We start from the raw sequence: 18952 nt of genomic DNA, 5'->3' as shown, positions 1-18952 counted from the left end.
GAGGGCAACTATGACGCTTCACAACCCGTTAACCCTGACGCTGAGCCTGCGGGAGAAATGTGCCTATGGCCTTGGCGACGTAGGCTCAAACCTGATGCTGAGCATCGGCACGCTGTATCTGCTGAAGTTCTATACCGACGAGCTGGGGATGCCGGCTTTTTACGGCGGCGTGATTTTCCTGGTGGCGAAATTTTTCACCGCCTTTACCGACATGCTTACCGGCGTGCTGCTCGACTCGCGAAGGAACATCGGTGCCAGAGGGAAATTCCGTCCGTTCATTCTTTATGCGTCTTTACCGGTCGCCATTGTCTCCGCCGCGCAGTTTATGGCGAATGACTTTAGCCTGACGGTCAAAACCGCCCTCGCCACCGCGTTGTTTATGCTGTTTGGCCTGTTCTACAGCCTGATGAACTGCTCTTATGGCGCGATGGTGCCGGCTATCACCAAAAATCCGCAGGAGCGGGCGCATCTCGCCGCCTGGCGACAGGGTGGAGCAACCCTGGGCCTGCTGATCTGCACCGTTGGATTTATGCCCATTCAGGGGCTGTTCAGCGCGAAACCGTCGCTGGGTTATCTGGTGGCTGCGCTGCTGTTCGTCACCGTCGGGCTGTTTTGCATGTGGGGGTGCTACAGCGGCGTGAAGGAGCGCTACATTGAGCGCTCGCCCGATCACCATAAGCCGACCATTGTGAAATCGATCTGCGCCATCTTTCGCAATCCCCCGCTGCTGGTGTTATGCATTGCGAATCTCTGCACGCTGGCGGCTTTCAACATCAAGCTGGCCATTCAGGTCTACTACACGCAGTACGTTTTAAACGACGTTCAGCTGCTGGCATGGATGGGCTTTTTTAGCATGGGCTGCATTTTACTCGGCGTGCTGCTCGTTCCTGCCGCGGTGAAGCGCTTTGGCAAGAAACAGGTGTATCTGGGCGGGCTGGTTCTGTGGGCCGCTGGCGATATGCTGAACTTTGTCTGGGGCAGCAGCTCTGCGCTGTTCGTGGCGTTCTCCTGCGTCGCATTCTTCGGCACGGCGTTCGTTAACAGCCTCAACTGGGCGCTGGTGCCGGATACGGTCGACTATGGCGAATGGAAAACGGGGATCCGTGCTGAAGGCTCGGTGTATACCGGCTATACCTTCTCGCGGAAAATATCCGCCGCGCTGGCGGGCTTCTTACCCGGCATTATGCTGACGCAAATTGGCTATGTGCCGAATGTCGTCCAAAGCGCCGGGGCGCTGTCCGGTTTGCGCCAGCTTATCTTCCTCTGGCCCTGCGCGCTGGCTATTCTCGCGGCATTAACGATGGGGCTTTTTTACAGGCTCAACGAGGCGCGGTTTGCGCTGATCATCGAAGAACTGGCCCGGCGTAAGCAGGTACAGGTTTCAGATACCGCAAAAATTAATGCCCGGGACACGCTGAGCACCGCCTGAACGTCAGCCACAAAAAAGCCGCTGAAGTCAGCGGCTTTTTTCATTCAGAGTAAAAATTACTCTTCTTTCGCACCGCGCATTGCGCGTTTACGATCGTTCTCGGTCAGGTGACGTTTACGGATACGAATTGACTGTGGAGTCACTTCTACCAGTTCGTCATCATCGATGAACTCCAGAGCCTGCTCCAGGGTCATCTTGATCGGTGGAACCAGAACCGTTGCTTCGTCCGTACCGGACGCACGCATGTTGGTCAGTTTCTTACCGGTCAGGCAGTTTACGGTCAGGTCGTTAGAACGGCTGTGAATACCGATGATCTGGCCTTCGTACACTTCCGCACCGTGACCCAGGAACAGCTTACCGCGGTCCTGCAGGCTGAACAGTGCAAACGCAACCGCTTTGCCCTGACCGTTGGAGATCAGCACGCCGTTGTTACGCTGGCCCACGTCGCCCGGACGAACGTCGTCGTAGTGGCTGAAGGTGGAGTACAGCAGACCGGTACCAGAGGTCATGGTCATGAACTCTGAACGGAAGCCGATCAGGCCGCGGCTTGGGATCACGTAGTCGAGACGCACGCGGCCTTTGCCGTCTGGATTCATGTTTTTCAGGTCGCCTTTACGCTCGCCCAGCGCCTGCATTACAGAACCCTGGTGCTGCTCTTCAACGTCCAGGGTCACGTTTTCGAACGGCTCTTGTTTGCGGCCGTCGATTTCGCGGAAGATAACTTTCGGACGGGAAACCGCCATTTCGAAACCTTCACGACGCATGTTTTCGATCAGAACTGACAGGTGCAGCTCACCACGACCGGAAACGCGGAATGCGTCCGCATCTGGGGTTTCTTCAACGCGCAGCGCAACGTTGTGCACCAGCTCTTTGTTCAGGCGGTCAAGGATCTGACGAGAGGTAACGAACTTACCTTCTTTACCACAGAACGGAGAGGTGTTGACGTTGAAAAACATGGATACGGTTGGTTCATCAACGGACAGGGCCGGCAGCGCTTCGACGTTCTGCGGATCGCAGATGGTGTCGGAGATGTTCAGCTCACCCAGACCGGTGATGGCAATGATATCGCCCGCTTCAGCAATGTCGCTCTCGATACGCTCAAGACCCAGGTGAGTCAGGACTTTACCGACTTTACCGTTACGGGTTTTGCCTTCGCTATCGATGATAGTGACCTGCTGGTTAGGCTTAACTTTACCGCGCTTGATGCGACCAATGCCGATGACGCCAACGTAGTTGTTGTAGTCCAGCTGAGAGATCTGCATCTGCAGGGTGCCGTCGAGATCGACGTTTGGAGCCGGAACACGGTCAACAATCGCCTGATACAGCGGGGTCATGTCTTCAGCCATGTCTTCGTGGTCCAGACCGGCGATACCGTTCAGCGCAGAAGCGTAAACGATAGGGAAGTCCAGCTGCTCGTCGGTCGCGTCGAGGTTAACGAACAGGTCGAATACCTGATCAACAACCCAGTCAGGACGCGCGCCAGGGCGGTCAACTTTGTTGATAACAACAATTGGCTTCAGACCATGGGCAAACGCCTTTTTGGTCACAAAGCGCGTCTGCGGCATTGGGCCATCCATTGCGTCAACGACCAGCAGAACGGAGTCTACCATGGACATTACACGTTCAACTTCACCACCGAAGTCGGCGTGGCCTGGGGTATCAACGATGTTGATACGGTAGTCATTCCATTTGATGGCGGTGTTTTTGGCGAGGATGGTAATCCCACGCTCTTTCTCCAAATCGTTGGAGTCCATCACGCGTTCTTGAGTTTCGGCACGAGCATCAAACGTACCGGACTGCTGCAGCAGCTTATCAACCAGGGTAGTTTTACCATGGTCGACGTGCGCGATGATGGCGATGTTACGCAATTTTTCGATCACAACTTTGCCTCAGGCATTTAGAAATAGCGCGTTATTGTACACGGATTAATCGCACTACAAAACAGGATCACAAACATCCCCCGCAAACAAGTATTGCAGAGATGCTTTGTGATCGCTTTCACGGAGCGGTAAAAGGGCACTTTAACGTAAATTGCACCAATATGGTGCTCAATGTTCACATTGAAGCACTATACTGGTGCAACAAATCCATTGTAGTGCAGCACTTTTGCACTATGGTGCGCATGATAACGCCTTTTTGGGGTGTTTTAAAAGTTGGCACAGATTTCGCTTTACAGAAATACAGTAAAAAAATGGCAGCACGGCCGATTTGAAGACCTCGTTACCACGACGACAATGACCAATCTGGAGAGTAAGTATGTCCGCTGAACACGTTTTGACGATGCTGAACGAACATGAAGTGAAGTTTGTTGATCTGCGCTTCACCGATACCAAAGGTAAAGAACAGCACGTCACAATTCCTGCTCATCAGGTGAACGCCGAATTCTTTGAAGAAGGCAAAATGTTTGACGGCTCCTCCATCGGCGGCTGGAAAGGCATTAACGAATCCGACATGGTTCTGATGCCAGACGCCTCTACTGCGCTCATTGACCCGTTCTTCGAAGAGTCTACGCTGATCATCCGTTGCGATATCCTCGAGCCAGGCACGCTGCAGGGCTACGACCGCGACCCGCGCTCCATCGCGAAACGCGCTGAAGAGTATCTACGTTCTACCGGCATCGCGGACACCGTGCTGTTCGGGCCAGAGCCTGAGTTCTTCCTGTTCGACGACATCCGCTTCGGCGCAACGATTTCCGGTTCTCACGTGGCTATCGATGACATCGAAGGCGCGTGGAACTCCTCCACCAAATACGAAGGTGGTAACAAAGGTCACCGTCCTGGCGTGAAAGGCGGTTACTTCCCGGTTCCTCCGGTCGATTCTTCACAGGACATCCGCTCTACCATGTGTCTGATCATGGAAGAGATGGGCCTGGTGGTTGAAGCGCATCACCACGAAGTGGCTACTGCTGGCCAGAACGAAATCGCAACCCGCTTTAACACCATGACCAAGAAAGCGGACGAGATTCAGATCTACAAATACGTTGTGCACAACGTGGCGCACCGTTTCGGTAAAACCGCGACCTTCATGCCAAAACCGATGTTTGGCGACAACGGTTCCGGTATGCACTGCCACATGTCCCTGTCCAAGAACGGTACCAACCTGTTCTCTGGCGACAAGTATGCCGGTCTGTCCGAGCAGGCGCTGCACTACATCGGCGGTGTGATTAAGCACGCTAAAGCGATCAACGCCCTGGCGAACCCAACCACCAACTCCTACAAGCGTCTGGTCCCAGGCTACGAAGCGCCGGTTATGCTGGCCTACTCTGCCCGTAACCGTTCCGCTTCTATCCGTATCCCGGTGGTTGCTTCTCCGAAAGCGCGTCGTATCGAAGTGCGCTTCCCGGACCCGGCGGCTAACCCATACCTGTGCTTCGCCGCGCTGCTGATGGCCGGTCTGGACGGTATTAAGAACAAGATCCACCCTGGCGAAGCCATGGATAAAAACCTGTACGATCTGCCGCCAGAAGAAGCGAAAGAGATCCCACAGGTTGCAGGCTCTCTGGAAGAAGCCCTGCAGGCGCTGGACGCAGACCGTGAGTTCCTGACGGCCGGCGGCGTGTTCACCGATGAAGCGATCGACGCTTACATCGCGCTGCGCACCGAAGAGAACGACCGCGTACGCATGACGCCGCACCCGGTTGAGTTCGAACTGTACTACAGCGTTTAAAGAAGAATAAAAACTCTGCGCAATGCGTCGCGAGAGTTTTAAAAGCCAATGGATTTCTTGCCGCAGCAACGCGGCTGTAGCGAGAAAGACGCAGGTTTTAGTTGCCGTGGAAACTTTTTAGCCCATCTCAGGATGGGCTTTTTTCTCCGCCAACGGTCTGATTCCCCGCGCTTTTTGTTAACAAAAAGCTATACTGCACTAAATTAGTGCAAACAACTCCAGGAGACTGCTGAATGGCAACTGGCACGCTGCCCGATGCTGGGCAGATCCTCAATTCCCTGATTACCAGCATTTTGCTTGTTGATGACGAGCTGGCCGTGCATTACGCCAACCCGGCGGCGCAGCAGCTGCTGGCGCAGAGCGCGCGCAAGCTGTTTGGCACCCCGCTCCCGGAGCTGCTGAGCTATTTCTCGCTGAACGTCGAGCTGATGCGCGAAAGCCTGCTCGCCGGACAGGGGTTTACCGACAACGAAGTGACGCTGGTGATTGACGGGCGCTCGCATATTCTCTCCCTGACGGCGCAGCGTCTTCCTGACGGCATGATCCTGCTGGAGATGGCGCCGATGGACAATCAGCGCCGCCTGAGCCAGGAACAGCTTCAGCATGCGCAGCAAATAGCCGCCCGCGACCTGGTGCGCGGCCTGGCCCACGAAATCAAAAACCCGCTGGGCGGCCTGCGCGGCGCGGCGCAGCTGTTAACCAAAGCGCTGCCCGATCCTTCGCTGGCGGAATATACCAACGTTATCATCGAGCAGGCGGACCGCCTGCGTAATCTGGTGGACCGTCTTTTAGGGCCGCAGCACCCCGGCATGCACGTTTCAGAGAGCATCCACAAGGTGGCGGAGCGCGTGGTGAAGCTGGTGTCGATGGAGCTGCCGGAAAACGTCACGCTGGTGCGTGACTACGATCCCAGCCTGCCGGAGCTGGCGCACGATCCCGACCAGATTGAACAGGTGCTGCTGAACATCGTGCGTAACGCGCTGCAGGCGCTGGGACCGGAAGGGGGCGAGATCATTCTGCGCACCCGCACGGCGTTCCAGCTCACGCTGCACGGCGTGCGCTATCGCCTGGCGGCGCGCATCGACGTTGAGGATAACGGGCCGGGCATTCCACCGCATTTGCAGGACACGCTGTTCTACCCGATGGTGAGCGGGCGCGAAGGCGGTACCGGCCTGGGATTATCCATTGCCCGCAGCCTGATTGACCAACACTCAGGCAAAATTGAATTTACCAGTTGGCCGGGACATACCGAGTTCTCGGTTTTCCTGCCGATTAAAAAATAAAGGTGACGAGTATGCAACGAGGGATAGTCTGGGTAGTCGATGACGATAGCTCCATCCGTTGGGTGCTTGAACGCGCGCTCACGGGGGCCGGATTAAGCTGCACAACGTTTGAAAGCGGCAGCGAGGTGCTCGACGCACTCACCACCAAAACGCCGGACGTGCTGCTGTCGGACATTCGTATGCCGGGCATGGACGGGCTGGCGCTCTTAAAGCAGATCAAACAGCGTCATCCGATGCTTCCGGTCATCATAATGACCGCGCACTCGGACCTGGATGCCGCCGTGAGCGCGTATCAGCAGGGCGCGTTTGACTACCTGCCCAAGCCGTTTGATATCGACGAGGCGGTTGCCCTGGTCGAGCGCGCCATTAGCCACTATCAGGAACAGCAGCAGCCGCGCAACGCGCCGGATTTTGGCCCGACGACGGACATCATCGGCGAAGCGCCCGCGATGCAGGACGTGTTTCGCATCATTGGCCGCCTGTCCCGCTCGTCAATCAGCGTATTAATCAACGGTGAATCGGGTACCGGTAAAGAGCTGGTTGCGCACGCGCTGCATCGCCATAGCCCGCGCGCAAAGTCGCCGTTTATCGCCCTGAATATGGCGGCGATCCCGAAGGATTTGATTGAATCCGAGCTGTTTGGCCACGAGAAAGGCGCGTTTACCGGGGCGAACACCATTCGCCAGGGGCGTTTCGAACAGGCGGATGGCGGCACGCTTTTCCTGGACGAAATCGGCGATATGCCGCTGGACGTGCAGACGCGCCTGCTTCGCGTGCTGGCCGACGGGCAGTTTTACCGCGTGGGCGGCTACGCGCCCGTTAAGGTGGACGTGCGCATCATCGCCGCGACGCACCAGAACCTGGAGCTGCGCGTGCAGGAGGGGAAGTTTCGTGAAGACTTATTCCACCGCCTGAACGTTATCCGCGTGCATCTGCCGCCGCTGCGCGAGCGTCGTGAGGACATTCCACGCCTGGCGCGCCATTTCCTGCAGGTGGCCGCCCGCGAGCTGGGCGTCGAAGCGAAGCAGCTGCATCCGGAAACCGACGCCGCCCTCACCCGCCTGGCGTGGCCCGGCAACGTGCGCCAGCTTGAGAACACCTGCCGCTGGCTAACCGTGATGGCCGCCGGACAGGAGGTGTTGATTCAGGATTTACCGAGTGAGCTGTTTGAAGCGACCGTGCCTGAAAGCAGCACCGGCCACGCGCTGCCGGACAGCTGGGCGACGCTGCTGGCGCAGTGGGCCGACCGCGCGCTGCGTTCCGGTCATCAAAACCTGCTTTCTGAGGCTCAGCCGGAGCTGGAACGTACGCTGTTGACCACGGCGCTGCGCCATACGCAGGGCCACAAGCAGGAAGCCGCGCGCCTGCTGGGATGGGGGCGCAACACCCTCACGCGCAAGCTGAAAGAGCTGGGAATGGAGTGATTGTGTACAGTGCCGGGTGGCGCTTCGCCTACCCGGCCTGCAATGCCACGTTTGCAATGCGCCTTAAATCACCCGCGAGAACTGCTGCAGGCGCGCTTTCTGGCGCAGGTAGGCATCGAAGCACATGCAGATGTTACGAATCAACAGGCGCCCTTTTGGCGTCACCTCGATCGCACCATCAGCGACATCCACCAGCCCATCTTTTGCCAGCGGCGCCAGCAGCTTCAGGTCTTCCGCAAAGTAATCGCTGAAGTGCAGATCCCACTGCGCTTCCACGTCGCTGAAATCGAGGCGGAAGTTGCAGATAAGCGCTTTTATCACGTCGCGGCGGATGCAGTCGTCGCGGGTCAATGCGATCCCCCGCCACAGGGCGTTGCCGGTGTCGTCCACCTGCTGATAATAGTGCTTCAGCTCTTTCTGGTTCTGCGCATAACAGTCGCCGATCATGCTGATGGCGGAAACGCCCATACCGAGCAGATCCGTGTCGCCCTGCGTGGTGTAACCCTGGAAGTTGCGGTGCAGTACGCCCTCGCGCTGGGCGATCGCCAGCTCGTCGTCCGGGCGGGCAAAGTGATCCATACCGATAAACTGGTAGCCGGTGTCGGTCAGCGAGGTGATGGTTTCCTGCAGAATATCCAGCTTTTGCTGGGCAGACGGCAGGTCCGCATCCTTGATTTTGCGCTGCGCCGCAAACAGCGTCGGCAGGTGCGCATAGTTAAAGACGCTCAGGCGATCGGGATTAAGTTCGGCCACGCGCTTGAGCGTGAAGGCAAAGCTCTCCGGCGTCTGCTTCGGCAGGCCGTAGATAAGATCGATGTTGGTCGAGGTAAACCCAATATCGCGCGCGCAGTTGAGTAAGGCGAAGATAAATTCTTCGTCCTGCTCGCGGTTAACCAAACGCTGCACCTCTTTGTTGAAATCCTGCACGCCCATGCTCAGGCGGTTGAAGCCTTCCGCGCGTAAGTGATCCAGTACATCCAGCTCAATTTCGCGCGGATCGACCTCGATCGAGATTTCGGCGTCGTCGTTAAACGCGAAGTTGCCGCGCAGCAGCGTCATCAAACGGCTGATTTGCGCTTTATTCAGATAGGTCGGCGTACCGCCGCCCCAGTGAAGCTGGGTGACATGACGCCCTGTAAACAGCGGCGCGCGGTGAAGAATTTCCTGCTCGAGCGCATCCAGATATTGATCGGCCTTGTGCTGCTGGCGGGTCACAATTTTGTTGCAGCCGCAGAAGTAGCAGAGCTTGTGGCAGAACGGAATGTGAACGTATAGCGAGAGCGGGCGCTCGGGATAGCGCGCAACGGCCTGCTGAAAATCAGCTTCGCCAAAGGTGTCTGCGAACTCAAGCGCAGTGGGGTATGAGGTATAACGCGGCCCGGAATAGTTATATTTCTGGATTAGCGCCAAATCCCAGTCGATAGATGGTACAGACATGCTCACTCCTTCCGTTGGTGTCGCGTTCGTATACGGCGGCCCTTTCTGGCCCCATTGTGGGCCATCATTCGGGTGCGCAGCCACTTCTGTCGCCGCGACAACCGCCGTAGTTTAACGAATAACCACACCAGATAACATATAACCGGAAGGGTTATAAGCAGGACGAGCGTGCCTGCCGGATGCAAACGTTAGTTTCCACCCTTCAGAAGACGCATCATGTCTTCCTGCTTTTCTTCTTCCTCTTCGTCGTCTTCATCGTCATAAGACAGACCCAGCTTCTGCATCAGCTCGTCAATGCGATCCAGCTTGGCATCAACCCATGACTGCTCTTCTGCGGTGAGGGTTTCACCCTCTTCAAGACGTTCCAGCAGCGCGTCCAGGCGCTCATCGTTCTCCAGCAAATCCAGCTCAGCCTGCGGTGAAAGCATAGGTTTCTCGCTCTTTGGTTTGTGCTGCTTAGTGACCGGGGTGTCTGTCACGCCCAGAGGAATGGGAGTTTTACTGCCGATGCGTGGATCTTTCTGCGGTTTGCCTTTTGCAGACCCACCTTCAGCACCGCTACCGCTTGCACGGCTGCCCGCAGCGTGGCCACGATGCTTTTTATCGCGTTTGCGATCGCGCGCTTCCTGGTTCAGTTCTTCGCGCGTTTTGCGGCGTGCTTTTGCAGGACGTTTCGCGCCCGCTGCGGTAGTCGGTTTTTTCATGATGTTTTATCTTTAAGTCGTTTTCTTCAGTATAGAATTGCGGCGAAATCTAGCAGAAAGCAAGCAAAGAAAAAAGGCGACAGAGCAATCTGTCGCCTTTTTTCCTGACTCTCAACCCTTAACGGGCCAGACAATCCATGTTTGCCAACAACAAACCCTGTTTATCCCTTGGCTAATACCGTCCGTGATACGGTTCCATTTCCTGTTTAAACGCCTCCAGGCGCTTGTCATCCTGACAATCCTGAGTCTTCGCCTCCTGGCGCTCCTGACCCTTGTCCTTAAGTCGTTATCCTGTGGCATCCTCGCCTTGACGCACACTTTACCTTTTTCCGTTAAAGTAACAAGCAACCAAAAGGAACAAAAATCAATTTTCGGATAATTACCCTAAATCAACTTTTTGATTTTAAACATATTGCTGTTTTTAACGCCTGCGATTTCTCTTAAATCTCCCATAGACTTTATGGCAGATCTCTCACAGACAGAAGGGTTTTAACCTACAGGCCCGTTACGATGGGAAAAGCCTTTTGCCTGCATTCAGGTATAATCCCCAGCAGATTACGATTTTGGAGACGACCACGTGACTACCTGGAACTATCAACAGACGCATTTTGTCACCAGTGCGCCTGATATTCGCCACTTACCTTCCGATACGGGTATTGAAGTGGCATTTGCTGGCCGCTCCAATGCGGGGAAATCCAGTGCCCTTAACACGCTAACAAACCAGAAAAACCTGGCGCGCACCTCAAAAACGCCTGGCCGCACGCAGTTGATCAACCTTTTCGAAGTGGCAGAAGGCAAACGCCTTGTCGACCTGCCGGGCTACGGCTACGCGCAGGTGCCGGAAGAGATGAAAATCAAGTGGCAGCGCGCGCTGGGTGAATATCTCGAAAAACGGCAGTGTCTGAAAGGCCTCGTGGTGCTGATGGATATTCGCCATCCGCTGAAAGATCTCGATCAGCAGATGATCGACTGGGCCGTTTCGAGCGAAATCGCCGTTCTGGTGCTGCTGACAAAAGCCGACAAGCTGGCAAGCGGCGCGCGTAAAGCGCAGGTGAATATGGTTCGCGAAGCGGTGCTGGCGTTCAACGGCGACGTGCAGGTTGAGCCCTTCTCTTCGCTGAAGAAACAGGGCGTGGATAAGCTTCGCCAGAAGCTCGACAGCTGGTTTAATGAGCTGGAACCCGCAACAGAAGCGGAAGAAGAGTAATCCCGAGCGCGGCACCGTCCGCGCTTTTTTATTTCTTTGACGCAATAAAAAACGCCCCAGTCATTACTGACTGGGGCGGCTAAAATATTCAGCCAAATCCGATTACGTGAAGTAAAAGGTCTGAAAGATAGAACATCTTACCTCTGTACCCTACGTCGCTAACTCTACCCCTTTTTTAACGACAGAAAAAGCACTTTTCGTAGTTTTTTTTCACTCTTTACATAGGGAAATCTAATGATCGTCACAAAACGCCCTACGTTATGTTGCTTACTTACATAAAAAGGGCGTTATTCCTAAAGTCCTTAGTGAGCCTGATCCCAGTTTTCACCGCTGCCAACTTCCACCAGCAGCGGCACGTCCAGCTTCATGCTGCTTTCCATCAGCTCATGGATCTTTTTAGAGACAGGCTCAAGGTCGTCTTTGTGCACTTCAAACACCAGTTCATCGTGAACCTGCATGATCATGCGCACGCGCGGCTTTTCTTTTTCCAGCCAGGCGTCCACGGCGATCATCGCGCGTTTAATGATGTCAGCGGCCGTACCTTGCATCGGGGCGTTAATCGCCGCGCGTTCGGCCCCTGCACGGCGTGCAGCGTTGCTTGACGTGATATCCGGCAGATAAAGACGACGGCCATCCAGCGTTTCTACATAGCCTTTCTCTTTCGCCTGGGCGCGGGTGCGCTCCATATAGTCCAGCACGCCAGGGTAGCGCTCAAAGTAGAGATCCATGTATTTTTGCGACTCTTTACGCGGTATGTTGAGCTGGCGCGACAGGCCAAAGGCGCTCATCCCGTAAATCAGGCCAAAGTTGATGGCTTTAGCGCTGCGACGCTGTTCATTCGTCACGCTCTCAAGCGGCAGCCCGAAGACCTCCGCTGCGGTCGCACGGTGGATGTCTTTCCCTTCGGCAAACGCCGTCAGCAGGCCCTGGTCGCGCGAGAGGTGCGCCATGATGCGCAGCTCGATCTGCGAGTAGTCCGCAGAGACAATCAGGTAGTCGTCCGGGGCGATAAACGCCTGGCGAATACGTCGACCTTCCTCATTACGTACCGGAATATTTTGCAGGTTAGGATCGGTCGACGAAAGCCGCCCGGTGGCCGCAACCGCCTGATGATAGGAGGTATGAACGCGCCCGGTTTTCGGGTTAATCATCAGCGGCAGCTTGTCGGTGTAGGTCGATTTCAGCTTCGCCAGGCCTCGGTACTGGAGGATGACCTTCGGCAGCGGGTAGTCCAGCGCCAGCTCTTCCAGCACCTCTTCAGACGTTGACGGCGCGCCGCCCGGGGTTTTCTTCAGCGGCTTGATGCCCTGTTTTTCAAACAGAATAGTTTGCAGCTGTTTGGGTGATGAGAGGTTAAATGCTTCGCCCGCCACTTCGTGCGCCTTTTGCTCCAGCTCGGTCAGACGCTGCGCGAGCTCGCCGGAGTGATTATGCAGCACCGTTGGATCGATTTTAACGCCGTTACGTTCGATGCGCGAAAGCACCGGCACCAGCGGCATTTCGATATGCTGGAATACGTTTAACGGGCCTTCGTTCTTTTGCAGCTTTGGCCACATTTTGAGGTGCAGCTGGAGCGTAACGTCCGCGTCTTCCGCCGCGTAGCGGCCCGCCTCTTCCAGCGCAATCTGGTTAAAGGTCAGCTGATTTTTACCTTTACCGGCAATTTCTTCAAACGTGATGGTTTTATGCTTCAGCCAGCGGTCAGATAGCGAATCCATATCGTGACGACCCGCCACGCTGTCCAGAATGTAGGACTCCAGCATGGTGTCGAACGCAATACCGCGAAGCTCAATGCCGTAGTTTTGAAGAATACCGCGATCGTATTTGAGGTTTTGACCAACCTTCAGCGCCTTGTCATCTTCCAGCAGCGGCTTCATCAGCTCTAAGACGCGGTCGCGCGCGATCTGATCCGGGGCATCGATGTAGTCATGCGCGACGGGAACATACGCCGCAACGCCCGGCTCAATCGCAAACGACAGGCCCACCATGTTGGCCGACACGTTATCAAGGCTGTCGGTTTCCGTGTCGAAGGCAAACACCGGCGCTTTTTTCAGCTTTTCAATCCAGGCGAGCAGCTGCGGCTCTTCGAGGATGGTTTCGTAATGCTCGGAAGAGAGAGTTGAGATCTCTTCGTCCACCATCTCTTCTGCATCCACCACGATAGTATCTTTCGGCTTTGCGGCTGGTTTTGCCCCTTTCGCCTGCAGCCATTTACCGGCCTCTACATCCGTGATCCAGCGTTTAAATTCGTATTTTTTAAACAGGCCAAGCAGGTCTTCCGCGGCAGGCTCCTGGACCTCAAGCTGTTCGCAGGTTAATTCCAGCTCAACGTCAGTTTTAATCGTGGCCAGCTGATAGGAGAGGTACGCCACCTCTTTGTTTTCTTCCAGTTTTCCAGCCATGGTTTTCGCACCGCGGAAGGTAAGCCCGGCGATTTTGTCTGATTCGACATACAGCGTATCGAGACCGCCCAGCCCCTGCAGCAGCGCCTGAGCGGTTTTTTCACCCACGCCCGGCACGCCAGGAATGTTATCCGAGGAGTCGCCCATGAGGGCAAGGAAGTCGATGATCAGTTCTGGCGGCACGCCATATTTTGCCACCACCTCATCCGGGCCCAGAATGGTGTTGGTCATGGTGTTAATCAGGGTGATTCCCGGAGTCACCAGCTGCGCCATATCTTTATCACCGGTGCTAATCAGCACCGGGCGGCCTTGCTTTTCGGCTTCCCGGGCCAGCGTACCGATGACGTCATCAGCTTCTACGCCGGATACCGCCATCAGCGGAAGACCCATCGCTTTTACCATCGCATGCAGCGGTTCAATTTGCGCGCGCAAATCGTCAGGCATCGGTGGACGGTGAGATTTGTAATGCTCAAACAGTTCGTCGCGGAAGGTTTTGCCCTTCGCATCAAAAACGACTGCCGCATGCGTTGGCTTGTACTGGAGGATAAGGCTGCGCAGCATATTCAGCACGCCGTACATCGCGCCGGTAGGTTCTCCTGCGCTGTTGGTCAGAGGAGGAAACGCATGATACGCCCGATACAGGTAAGAGGAGCCGTCGACGAGAATAAGAGGGTTTTCTGGGATCTGAACCATAATGTCCGTGCCTTTAATCAATTTATGGATAAAGGATGCCACAGAAGCATGAAAACATCAGTTTTTAGCGCCCTTTAGAGGAAAAGATTTTGCGATCGTGAGGATCGCTCGCAAAATTTAATCTGTGGATAAGTTTGTGAATAATTTCAATACGGAAGAATAATAGGCGTCTGCGCCTTTAGAGGAACATTAAATTAACATTATAAATCAATGAATTAATAAGTCTTTATTTTGTTTATCGCTTATCGATCGCTATTTAGTCAGTGTGGATATAAGCCTCGCTAACCCTATTCAGATAGTTTAAATCACGGTGGAATGGGAAAAGCCCTGACTAACCGTGTTAAACCGCCATTTTTTATTTTAATTTCTGGTAAAATCAGCGCCCTGCGGCGCCTACATGGTCGCTCCATTAAAGCTAACTATCTGAAAAAGCTCATCATGTCGAGATTGCTCGCTGCATTAACCCTGCTCATAAGCATCATTTTAACGATTCTGGTCACTATCGCCTGTTCTGTACCGATCATCATCGCCGGGTTGATTAAACTGCTGCTCCCCATCCCTGGCGTTTGGCGGGCCGTTTCTGCATTTTGCAATTTCATGATGTACTGCTGGTGCGAAGGGCTCGCACTCCTTCTACGCCTGAATCCACATCTCAAATGGGATATTGAGGGCCTGGAGGGTTTAAACAAAAAGAACTGGTATTTACTGATTTGTAATCACCACAGCTGGGCAGATATCGTCGTTTTGTGCGTGCTATTTCGCAAACATATCCCGATGAATAAATATTTTCTGAAACAGCAGCTCGCCTGGGTTCCCTTTATCGGTCTGGCCTGCTGGGCGCTGGATATGCCGTTCATGAAGCGCTATTCGCGCGGCTATCTTCTTCGTCACCCGGAACATCGCGGAAAAGATGTCGACACCACGCGCCGCTCCTGTGAGAAATTTCGCGTGCATCCAACGACGATCGTCAACTTTGTCGAAGGCTCTCGCTTTACGGAAGAAAAACATCGTCAGACTCGCTCCCCTTATCAGAATCTTTTGCCTCCCAAGGCCGCCGGTATTGCAATGGCGCTTAATGTCCTGGGGAAGCAGTTCGATAAATTATTGAACGTGACGCTTTGCTATCCGGAAAATGATAAGACTCCCTTCTACGATATGCTTAGCGGGAAGCTGACGCGCATTGTGGTGCGGGTTAATCTCGTTCCAATTGAGAGCGAACTGCACGGCGATTACGTTAACGATAAAAATTTCAAACGTCGTTTCCAGCTATGGCTCAATACGCTCTGGAAAGAGAAAGACGAACAGATAGACAACATCAAATCTTCATACAAAAACGCCGGTCATTGACCGGCGTTTTCGTGTATTGAGAGTAGCTTACTTCTTCTCAACCAGATATTTCACGGTATCAGCATACTGTTGTACAAAGATATCCATGCTGCTGGTGTCCATGCCCTGCATGTTCAGCTGGTATTTGCCGTTAACATACATTGCTGGCACACCACGCAGCTGCAGGTCAGCAGCCGCTTTTTCCTGCTGAGCCACAAGTGATTTCACCACAAAGCTGTTCCAGGCCGCATCGTAGTCTTCACCTTTGATACCAGCATCAACGAAGACCTTACGGATGTCTGCAGTGGTCTGCACGGTCTGCGTTTTCTGTACAGCTTCAAACATAGGCCCGGTGATTTTGTCTTCTACGCCCAGCGCGATGGCAACCGCCCACGCTTGAGTCAGATCTTTACCCAGAGGGCCAAGGAACTCGACGTGGTATTTGGTCATTTTGGTGCCTTCTGGCAGCTTTTTCTTCACGTTATCGGAAACATGCAGCACCTGCTCAAATTCATAGCAGTGTGGGCAATAGAACGAGAAAAATTCCAGAACCTGTGGTTCTCCCGCTACCGGCTTATCCAGCGTAGTGTACTGTTTGCCGTCGCTGAATTGCGCAGCGGAAACGCTGAATGCCAGAATCATACCTGCCAGCGCCAGCCATACTTTTTTCATGATTAACTCTCTCCTGGGTGTGTCCTATTAATACATTGGCGTTAATTGTAAAGGCGGTTCCTGTAGAACCTTAACCTGCTCGGTAAATGTGGATATCTGGTTGCGCCAGTAATCCTCCCCGGTAAGCCACGGGAAATTACGGGGAAATGCGGGATCATCCCAACGTCTGATTAACCATGCGAGATAATAGACAAAGCGCATCGCGCGTAAAGGTTCAATCAGGGCAATTTCGTCTGAATTGAAGGGGCTAAACTCTTCATATGCTTCAATGATAGTTTCAAGCTGCATACGTTGCTCAGCTTTATCACCATTGAGCAGCATCCATAAATCCTGAACGGCCGGCCCCATGCGCGCATCATCAAGATCGACAAACAGGGGGCCGTCGCGCCACAGAATATTACCCGCGTGACAATCGCCGTGCAGGCGCAGCGTGGAAATATCATCGCGCCAGCAGGCTTTGACTGCGTCAATAAGCCTGTCGGTCGCCGTGAGGAAATTAGCCTTTAGCCCATTTGGGATAAGCGTCGAGGTTTCGAATACCTGGCGTGGATCGGTGAGATATTCCAGGATGCCGATAGTCGGGCGGGCAATAAAGCTTTTTTTACGCCCCGTCTGGTGAATGCGCCCAAGATAGCGGGCAACCCATTCCATCTGATCGATATTATCGGCTTCAAACTGACGGCCACCCAGACTTGGAAATACGGCGTAGAAGAACCCTTCGTGCGTAAGCAACGTTTGGTCATTGAATTTCAGAGGGGCGGCAACGGGCACGTCGTCATTCAGCAAATCGTGAGCGAACTGATGCTCTTCCTGAATTTGCTCTGCCGTCCAGCGCTCAGGGCGATAGAATTTTACGACAAAACGCTGACGCTCCTCGTCCTGAAACTGATAGACGCGGTTTTCGTAGCTGTTTAACGGTGTTAACCCGGAATCCACCCGAATACCCTGCTCGAACAGTGCGTCCATGATGGTATCCGGGTGTAATGTCTGGAAAGTAAAAGCCTGGTCGTTCATCCGATCATCCGGAAATTATACGAATGATTCAGGATATCATTTTGTAGCGATATCGGTGGCTCCGCTTACAAGCTTTTACTCTTTAATTACGCCACGCGCGCGCAGCAACGCGGTCTTAAAATCTTCCTCATAATCCTTCTGAATGCCCGGAATGACGGCGTCTTTGGCAGAATCACGCATTTTAAGGTGGTAGATCAGAATGTCGTCAGAAAGGTCTGCCAGTTCACCGTCAAAACCTGACTCTTGCGCCAGTTTCTGTAAAAATTGCATCAGATTTAGCTCTGGCTCTTTTTGCCAGGCGGGCTGGAGGAGTTCAATAACTTCATTCAGACGTTTACATTTCATGGTAGTGCTCCTTTCATTTAGAGAGACACGTTAGCAGGGTCAATCCCACAATAAAAGAGGCGATATTCGTGAATCAGCACCGGGAAATTATCGGCGTCGTGTTGGCAGGCGGAAGAGCAACGCGCATGGGCGGAAAAGATAAGGGTTTGCAGGTGTTGAACGGTAAACCATTGTGGCGTTATGTCGCTGATATGCTCTCAGATCAGGTATCGGCAATGGCCATTAGCGCCAATCGCCATATCAATATTTATCAGCAAAGTGGGTACCCCATTTATCACGACAGCCTTACTGATTTTCCTGGCCCACTGGCTGGAATGCTCTCGGTCATGCAGCAGTCCAGGGGGGAGTGGTTTATCTTTTGTCCGTGCGATACGCCGTTTATTCCGTCATGTCTGGTCGAACGTCTGACGGAGCAGCGCGGTGACTCGCCTGTCGTCTGGGTGCATGACGGAGAGCGTGACCATCCCACAATCGCGTTAATGCACAAACGACTACTGCCTGATTTACATAACTATCTGACGTCTGGAGAACGACGCGTGATGGTTTTCATGCGCCAGTCGGGCGGTCATTCCGTTGATTTTAGCGATCTTAAATCAGCCTTTGTGAATGTGAATACCACAGAAGATTTGCAAATGATGCAGGAGAAATAATGACGCCCGTTTTAGCTATTTCCGCCTGGAGCGGCACCGGGAAGACGACGCTTCTGAAGAAACTGATACCAGCGCTAACCGCCAGAGGTTTACGTACCGGCTTGATTAAGCACACCCACCACAATATGGATGTCGATAAGCCGGGTAAAGATAGCTACGAGCTTCGCAAGGCGGGTGCAGCCCAAACGATGGTCGCAAGCAGCCAGCGCTGGGCATTAATGACTGAGACGCCGGATGAAGCGCCTTTAGATCTTAGTTATCTGGTCAGCAGGATGGATCATTCCACGCTGGATCTGGTGCTGGTTGAGGGGTTTAAGCATGAGGCCGTGCCTAAGATCCTGCTGTTCAGAAGCGATGCCGGGCATGATGTCGGTGAGTTAACGCTTGATGAGCACGTAATTGCAGTGGCCAGTGATAGTGCGTTGCCACTTGAAGTTCCGGTGTTGGATTTGAATGATCCGGATGGGATTGCTGAATTTATTTTAAGGTGGCGGAAGGCCTGAATTTCAAGCTACCGGCATTGCCATGCCTGACTTATTATCCGCACAAAGCAAAAAACCCCGCACCTTACGGTACGGGGTTCTTCTCAATTGATGCCTGGCAGTTCCCTACTCTCACATGGGGAGACCCCACACTACCATCGGCGCTACGGCGTTTCACTTCTGAGTTCGGCATGGGGTCAGGTGGGACCACCGCGCTA

The 18952-nt window shown here is 54.0% G+C and carries 15 protein-coding genes and 1 rRNA gene; 8 read left to right on the top strand and 8 right to left on the bottom strand.

All coding sequences use genetic code 11. The annotated features are described in order from the left end of the window. Positions 1–10 precede the first annotated feature (10 nt). Positions 11–1429, top strand: a complete 1419-nt coding sequence (locus AB8804_RS09275; RefSeq protein WP_371185238.1) for an MFS transporter — start codon at positions 11–13, stop codon at positions 1427–1429. 56 nt (positions 1430–1485) lie between these two features. Here the strand turns inward: AB8804_RS09275 and typA are convergent, their stop codons facing one another. Next, entirely contained in the window at positions 1486–3309 is a 1824-nt protein-coding gene (gene typA, locus AB8804_RS09270; protein WP_112012691.1) for a ribosome-dependent GTPase TypA, read from the bottom strand. A 376-nt stretch (positions 3310–3685) separates the two neighbouring features. Here typA and glnA point away from each other — a divergent pair, with 376 nt between their 5' ends. From glnA to glnG, 3 genes are all read left to right on the top strand, one after another. Then, positions 3686–5095, top strand: a complete 1410-nt coding sequence (glnA, locus tag AB8804_RS09265) for a glutamate--ammonia ligase (protein ID WP_112012689.1) — start codon at positions 3686–3688, stop codon at positions 5093–5095. A 233-nt stretch (positions 5096–5328) separates the two neighbouring features. Next, positions 5329–6378, top strand: a complete 1050-nt coding sequence (gene glnL / locus AB8804_RS09260) for a nitrogen regulation protein NR(II) (RefSeq protein WP_112012687.1) — start codon at positions 5329–5331, stop codon at positions 6376–6378. 11 nt (positions 6379–6389) lie between these two features. Then, a complete protein-coding gene (glnG, locus tag AB8804_RS09255; RefSeq protein WP_297119822.1) occupies positions 6390–7802 on the top strand; it encodes a nitrogen regulation protein NR(I) in 1413 nt (470 codons plus the stop codon). Positions 7803–7865: 63 nt separating this feature from the next. Here glnG and hemN read toward each other — a convergent pair whose 3' ends face one another. Both hemN and yihI read right to left on the bottom strand, forming a co-directional pair. Further along, positions 7866–9239, bottom strand: a complete 1374-nt coding sequence (gene hemN, locus AB8804_RS09250) for an oxygen-independent coproporphyrinogen III oxidase (RefSeq protein ID WP_371185233.1) — start codon at positions 9237–9239, stop codon at positions 7866–7868. Positions 9240–9427: 188 nt separating this feature from the next. Continuing rightward, positions 9428–9943 (bottom strand): Der GTPase-activating protein YihI, encoded by a 516-nt coding sequence (gene yihI, locus AB8804_RS09245; RefSeq protein WP_371185231.1) that lies wholly within the window; start codon positions 9941–9943, stop codon positions 9428–9430. 577 nt (positions 9944–10520) lie between these two features. On the opposite strand from yihI, the gene yihA reads away from it, so the two are divergent. Then, the gene (yihA, locus tag AB8804_RS09240; protein ID WP_371185229.1) at positions 10521–11150 is read left to right on the top strand and encodes a ribosome biogenesis GTP-binding protein YihA/YsxC; all 630 of its coding nucleotides are present in this window, start codon (positions 10521–10523) and stop codon (positions 11148–11150) included. A gap of 302 nt (positions 11151–11452) precedes the next feature. Here yihA and polA read toward each other — a convergent pair whose 3' ends face one another. Continuing rightward, positions 11453–14245, bottom strand: a complete 2793-nt coding sequence (gene polA, locus AB8804_RS09235) for a DNA polymerase I (RefSeq protein ID WP_371185227.1) — start codon at positions 14243–14245, stop codon at positions 11453–11455. 438 nt (positions 14246–14683) lie between these two features. Here polA and AB8804_RS09230 point away from each other — a divergent pair, with 438 nt between their 5' ends. Beyond that, entirely contained in the window at positions 14684–15592 is a 909-nt protein-coding gene (locus tag AB8804_RS09230) for an acyltransferase (protein WP_371185594.1), read from the top strand. 27 nt (positions 15593–15619) lie between these two features. On the opposite strand, the gene dsbA is transcribed toward AB8804_RS09230, so the two are convergent. From dsbA to AB8804_RS09215, 3 genes are all read right to left on the bottom strand, one after another. Further along, positions 15620–16243 carry a thiol:disulfide interchange protein DsbA gene (dsbA, locus tag AB8804_RS09225; protein ID WP_371185225.1) on the bottom strand — a complete coding sequence of 208 codons (624 nt, stop codon included), beginning with the start codon at positions 16241–16243 and terminating at the stop codon, positions 15620–15622. 27 nt (positions 16244–16270) lie between these two features. Further along, the gene (locus AB8804_RS09220) at positions 16271–17257 is read right to left on the bottom strand and encodes a serine/threonine protein kinase (protein ID WP_371185223.1); all 987 of its coding nucleotides are present in this window, start codon (positions 17255–17257) and stop codon (positions 16271–16273) included. Between the two features lie 75 nt (positions 17258–17332). Continuing rightward, positions 17333–17602, bottom strand: coding sequence for a YihD family protein (locus AB8804_RS09215; protein WP_154161702.1), 270 nt, complete (start codon positions 17600–17602; stop codon positions 17333–17335). Positions 17603–17670: 68 nt separating this feature from the next. Between AB8804_RS09215 and mobA the strand changes: the two genes are divergently transcribed. Continuing rightward, a complete protein-coding gene (gene mobA, locus AB8804_RS09210) occupies positions 17671–18252 on the top strand; it encodes a molybdenum cofactor guanylyltransferase MobA (RefSeq protein WP_371185220.1) in 582 nt (193 codons plus the stop codon). Beyond that, complete coding sequence (gene mobB / locus AB8804_RS09205; RefSeq protein ID WP_371185218.1) at positions 18252–18755, top strand: molybdopterin-guanine dinucleotide biosynthesis protein MobB; 504 nt, start codon at positions 18252–18254, stop codon at positions 18753–18755. The genes mobA and mobB overlap by 1 nt, the downstream gene beginning before the upstream one ends. Positions 18756–18847: 92 nt before the next feature. On the opposite strand, the gene rrf is transcribed toward mobB, so the two are convergent. Further along, positions 18848–18952, bottom strand: a 5S ribosomal RNA gene (rrf, locus tag AB8804_RS09200); the annotation flags it as partial.

Source organism: Enterobacter sp. KBR-315C3_2022 (assembly GCF_041399425.1).
Classification (GTDB): domain Bacteria; phylum Pseudomonadota; class Gammaproteobacteria; order Enterobacterales; family Enterobacteriaceae; genus Enterobacter.
This window is presented reverse-complemented; position numbering and strand designations above follow the sequence as displayed.